The sequence below is a fragment of the Parazoarcus communis SWub3 = DSM 12120 genome (genome assembly GCF_003226565.1).
Classification (GTDB): Bacteria; Pseudomonadota; Gammaproteobacteria; order Burkholderiales; family Rhodocyclaceae; genus Parazoarcus; species Parazoarcus communis.
Window position 1 is genome coordinate 1 of the sequence record NZ_QKOE01000042.1, and the last position, 5,095, is coordinate 5,095.

Here is a 5,095-nt window from a genome sequence, read left to right on the forward strand (position 1 = left end):
TCGTCATGGGAGCCCCAAAAGACGAGGAAACTACACAAAATCAGCGACTGTGAACAGGGGTTTTGTAAATGCATGACCGTAAACGTGATTTTGGATTCCGCTATGTCAGATAGGTGCGATAGCCCTGCATAGAGCCAGGACTCTTCGATTACAGCAAGCTGCTGGAGTGCTACTTCTTATTCACTCCAACACCTTTGACTACTGTATTTCTTCCAGCCCAATCGGACGAAGATCAGGGAACTGCTTGTAAATCGGCTCCAGAACTTCCAAATCCAATTCCGCAATTAACATTCCAAAAATCTGCTGCGTCCTCTTACGAAACTCTGGATCATCGGAGTTGTTAGTAACTAATAACACTTGATTAACTCGATCAAACATCTCGGACACCAACGTATTGATTTTTTCTGCATCAGAACGATTCATGCTCACCTCCTAATAATCACAACCCGCATCGTTCATACAGCGACGAATACAGGCCCTATATGGCCCTGTATTATCAGTTCGGCCAGGCATGTTGAGTTCGTACATGCAGAACGTGATGCAGTAGTTCTTACGCTTGCTGCATCTATCTGCATCATCCTTTTCATCTTTACACTGCTGAGCTGACTTCATCCAATCAGGAAATAATTTGGGCACACGAATAGGAGGAAGCAGGGGTGACGATGAAGAAGGGAACGATGGGTCCGAATCACCAGATTCCTGTGTGCATACGGTAGCAAACCCCACTGATCGACATACCCAACTTAATCCAGTTGGATCAACCCTGCTCAACGGATTCCCACCGACATACCCATATAGATTGACGCCCCCCTCCTCCTCAATAGGATCCCTCGAGAGCCAGCGCGCTGTCTGGGAATCGTACGCCCGATACCGTGTCAGCCACAACCCACTGGACACGTGATGATGCATCCCCGCGTAACCGAACTCGCGCGGATACAAACCCGACACGCTGATCAGCCGACCATAAGGATCATAGTCGTGCGCCCCCATCAACGCCCCATCCCCTGCACGCACAAGCCCCCGGACTGAACCCAGGTGATCACAGACGTACACCAGACGACTGCCCTGCAAACGCCAGTGCTCACCCTCTTGTCAGTCATGGACACCAGCCGGGCGAACTCGGTATCCCACGTGTAACCCACTGCCGGCGTCGGATGCACTGCACCGCTGTACGACAGCCCGATCAGGCGATCGTCGAGCGCATATGTATGCGTCCGGACCTGACCCAGAGCGTCCGTGCGCGTGCGCAGACGCCCTGCTCCGGCCTCATAGGCATAGCTCGTCCGACTTCCATCTGCCAGCTCCTTGGCCGTCAGCCGCCCCTGGATATCGTAATACCACCGGGTGGTCTGCCCCTTGCCATCGGTCAGCGCTTGCAGACGTCCGCCGCGGCTGTATCCATAACTCAGATACCGCCCGAGCGGGTCCTGCTGCTCGATGAGCCGGCGATTGGCATCGTATGTGTAGTGTGTGACCAGTTTGCAGGGGTGGCGGGGATGGCCCACCGCTGATGGCCGTGGTCGGCGGTTGAAGGAATTGGCGCAGTCAGTGGACGCGAGCGCTGCCGCTCAGGCGGCTGCATAAAGCCGCCGGGCCAGCGGCGCGTGCTCGGCGATCACGGCCTCAATTTGCGCCGCATCGGACGGGTCCAGCTCTTCGCGCAGGGTGCGCAATTTGCGCTGTTCGCCATGGATGACGCCAGGTGGTCGGCACGGGATTTGCAGCATCCCGAACTCCGGCGGCCTGCGCCGACCAGTGCGCAATCACCGCACCCAGCCTCGGTGCTGGGATTCGTCGCGCACCCCAGCAGCGGCGAAGAAACCGGCGGACGCTTCCGCTGCCGGATGAACGAAGGGCCGCAATCAGCAGCCCTTCTCACTTCAGCAACTACCCGCCAAAGGCGGATGGGGTGCTGCTTTATGGGTTATGCCAAGTCTATCCCAGAGGCTTCCGTCCCTTCAATTTCAGGGCGGCATTCGCCTCACCAAGGATATCCTCCCTGCTTCGCATGCCACTAGCCCCCCCCATGTAAGTCTTGTAGCCAGCGGGTAACGTGGAGCAATCGCTGATAGCGTTTTCAAAATCGCATAATTTGAGATATGCCTCAGCCCTAAAAAGCAACGCCCCTTGCGTGTAGTAGTCAAATCCGGCTTCGCTACCGATCTCTATTGCCTCGGTAAAGGAGGCAACGGCTTGCGCTGTAAGCCCTCGCTGCAACTGTAGTAGCCCAAGCCCATAGAAGTCCGCTGGCTCCTTTGAGTTATTGAAAACGACATGCTGGAGATCGCTAATCGCACCATCAATGTCGCCCATGTGCTCACGGACAAAGGCCCGCTTCCGATATCCCGCTATTTCGGTGGATTTCTCTTGAATCAGCCAGTCACAGAGTTCTAGCGCTTTCGGATAATCGGACTTGCAGGCGTAGCCGTACGCCTTCTTCAATACTCGATCAAGCTCTGCCTCTGACTTGGGACGGTCCTGGTTTTCAATTGTCATCGTACGAGATTTCCGCCACACCGCTCGCTAACCAATCCACGAGCACACTGTTCAACATCTGTAAATCCGCCAGTAACGCCCGTCACGCTACGCTTCTTCCTTCGACCAGCTTGCTGCTGTAGTTGTTCGTAGATGAGAGCCCTGCATGTTTCCCGGGCCTCTCTCCATTCACGATCACAATCAGTTTCTTCTGACGAACAAAGTTTCTTGATTGCCTTCGCGACCTGGTAGACCGACCGTACGAACGCATTGTTCGCCCCAGTGCCCTGCACAAACACATCGAACGGTGTCGGCGCGGGCGTGAATCCTCCTGATCCACTCGACCCGCCAAACGGGTCAGGTTCGAGCCCCAGCGGATCGACGAAGGTGACCGGGTTCCCCCCCACATAGGCGTATAGATTGACGCCCCCTCCTCCTCAATAGGATCCCTCGAGAGCCAGCGCGCTGTCTGGGAATCGTACGCCCGATACCGTGTCAGCCACAACCCACTGGACACGTGATGATGCATCCCCGCGTAACCGAACTCGCGCGGATACAAACCCGACACGCTGATCTGCCGACCATAAGGATCATCGTCGTACGCCCCCATCAACGCCCCATCCCCTGCACGCACAGAACATCGTGCGCGCAAGTGCAGCAGTCCGGTGGCGGTAGTCCTCAATCATGCCCTCTCCGATTTCCACGCCGAAGTTAATTCTCGCCTGGAGCACCAGATTTGCGTCGTCCAGGCCTTCGAGCACCAGGGAGACGTTGCCTAGGAAGAACAGTGCAGCCTACCCGGCAAGGGGGTCAGGGGAGTTCTGCGGTCGGCGCAGGCGGCGCTGGATCGCTTCCGCTTGGCGCACTATCGAAACATCCGGCGCCGGGCGGCTGCGCTCGATGTCGAGCAATTCCGCATAGTGCGCGACCAGCGACCCGAGCACGTCCAGGGCCACTTCGTAGCGGATGCCGGTGCGGGAGAACAGGCCGGCGGGGTACGTGGGTTGCATCATCGAGGGGGCTTCCTTTCCTGAATGAAGGGCCGCAAGCGCGGCCCTTCTCACATCAGCAGCTACCGCGCAAAGCGCGACGGTGGAGGCTCTTCAGTTTCGAGGCGCAAGACGCTTCACATAATCGTCAACGGTTTCCATCGACGCCAAGTCAATGGTCAAGCCTTGACGCTTTGCGCGCTCTTGCGCCACGACACCAAGGGCATCAAGCTCTTCGCTCGTAATCCAGTAGGCGCCAACGTCTTTGCCAAATCTGTCGGTGGGTCGCAGGCGTTCGGCAGGCACGCACAGAACGCGCGCAACCTCATGCCAAACATCCATCACCGCCACCTTGCTAAGTCCGCTGTCTGCATAAAAGTGCTGATATATCTCGTTATCACTGAGCGCTTCGCGCCGAACCAAAGCAGACAGAGATTGCCTCTTCTTTCTTGATCTGAATGCAAAGCCAACGGCAGCCAGTGCAATGGCGCCAATCGCAGCAATCCACACACTCATGGCAGCCCTCTCAGTGCGCACAATTATTGTTGGCACACGAGGTGGCGCAATAGGCCTCCATGCCAAAAAAATAGACGCCATATCCAATCCACACCGGCGAAGCCATGCGACCAAGCCCTCGCGCCGCACCGCCCAGAGTTCCTGCACCACCGCCACCCAAAGCGTGAGCCGCAACACTTGGAACAGTGGTCATGGGGCTTGCACCTCCTAACCCCCGTGGTAAACCCGCCCACGATTTCGGGAACGTTCCTCCTGCGGCAGTCAACCCGATCTTGGACCCATCATTGAGCGGGTCGTATGCGCGAATGCACTGCGCCATGCAGTCAAGGAAGGTCTGTTTGCAATCATCCCCGTCACATTGCTGACCTTGAGACCCACCACTACCTGCGCCGCCACTTGACCCATTGGGCGAGAGTCTCAGCGGATCCGTGTAGCTAATCGGGTTGCCACGAACATTGGCATATAGATTGACGCCCCCCTCCTCCTCAATAGGATCCCTCGAGAGCCAGCGCGCTGTCTGGGAATCGTACGCCCGATACCGTGTCAGCCACAACCCACTGGAGACGTGATGATGCATCCCCGCGTAACCGAACTCGCCCGGATACAAACCCGACACGCTGATCAGCCGACCATAAGGATCATAGTCGTACGCCCCTATCAACGCCCCATCCCCTGCACGCACAAGCCCCCGGACTGAACCCAGGTGATCACGGACGTACACCAGACGACTGCCCTGCAAACGCCAGTTCTCACCCTCTTCAAAGTAATGGCGAAGCTCCACATCACTGCCGTTACGCGCCTGACACAGGGTCTGCCCGCACCACGCGTAGCGCGTCTCGCCCACCGTCACGAGCCCCGCTCGCTCTTCGATCACGCTGCGCCGACCCAATCCGTCATACACAAAATGACTGCTTCGCCCAGGGCTGCTCTTGTGACTCACTCCGATGAGCCGGCTCTCCCCCGAGTTCGACAATTTTTTTCGTAAGTAACTGATTATGCGTAGATCACGCGTTCAGAATTGGCACTACAGCTTTTTGACGGCGGGTTCGGGAAGGTCGATGGCGTCGAAGAGGTCGCGTTGCTCCGTGGAAAGTGAGGTCAGTCCGGTGGCGGTC

General features: G+C 57.2%; 9 protein-coding genes. All 9 read right to left on the reverse strand.

What is annotated here, in order from left to right; translation table 11 throughout:
- Positions 1-198 precede the first annotated feature (198 nt).
- The 9 genes from DNK49_RS22570 to DNK49_RS25255 all read right to left on the reverse strand — a co-directional run bounded on the left by DNK49_RS22570 (position 199) and on the right by DNK49_RS25255 (position 4,920).
- Entirely contained in the window at positions 199-423 is a 225-nt protein-coding gene (locus DNK49_RS22570; protein WP_110530297.1) for a hypothetical protein, read from the reverse strand.
- 9 nt (positions 424-432) lie between these two features.
- Positions 433-990 (reverse strand): RHS repeat-associated core domain-containing protein, encoded by a 558-nt coding sequence (locus DNK49_RS25245; protein ID WP_110530299.1) that lies wholly within the window; start codon positions 988-990, stop codon positions 433-435.
- Complete coding sequence (locus DNK49_RS22580) at positions 990-1,505, reverse strand: RHS repeat protein (RefSeq protein WP_110530301.1); 516 nt, start codon at positions 1,503-1,505, stop codon at positions 990-992. The genes DNK49_RS25245 and DNK49_RS22580 overlap by 1 nt, the downstream gene beginning before the upstream one ends.
- Positions 1,506-1,568: 63 nt before the next feature.
- Positions 1,569-1,727, reverse strand: a complete 159-nt coding sequence (locus DNK49_RS22585; RefSeq protein WP_207807092.1) for a hypothetical protein — start codon at positions 1,725-1,727, stop codon at positions 1,569-1,571.
- 208 nt (positions 1,728-1,935) lie between these two features.
- Positions 1,936-2,496, reverse strand: coding sequence for a tetratricopeptide repeat protein (locus tag DNK49_RS22590; RefSeq protein ID WP_110530303.1), 561 nt, complete (start codon positions 2,494-2,496; stop codon positions 1,936-1,938).
- 82 nt (positions 2,497-2,578) lie between these two features.
- The gene (locus tag DNK49_RS25250) at positions 2,579-3,085 is read right to left on the reverse strand and encodes an RHS repeat-associated core domain-containing protein (protein ID WP_207807093.1); all 507 of its coding nucleotides are present in this window, start codon (positions 3,083-3,085) and stop codon (positions 2,579-2,581) included.
- A 184-nt stretch (positions 3,086-3,269) separates the two neighbouring features.
- Positions 3,270-3,488 (reverse strand): hypothetical protein, encoded by a 219-nt coding sequence (locus DNK49_RS22600; protein ID WP_110530305.1) that lies wholly within the window; start codon positions 3,486-3,488, stop codon positions 3,270-3,272.
- 90 nt (positions 3,489-3,578) lie between these two features.
- On the reverse strand, positions 3,579-3,980 hold the full coding sequence (locus tag DNK49_RS22605) for a hypothetical protein (RefSeq protein WP_110530307.1): 402 nt from the start codon (positions 3,978-3,980) through the stop codon (positions 3,579-3,581).
- 10 nt (positions 3,981-3,990) lie between these two features.
- Positions 3,991-4,920: an RHS repeat-associated core domain-containing protein gene (locus DNK49_RS25255; protein WP_165843418.1), complete on the reverse strand. Its 930-nt coding sequence runs from the start codon at positions 4,918-4,920 to the stop codon at positions 3,991-3,993.
- Positions 4,921-5,095 lie beyond the last annotated feature (175 nt).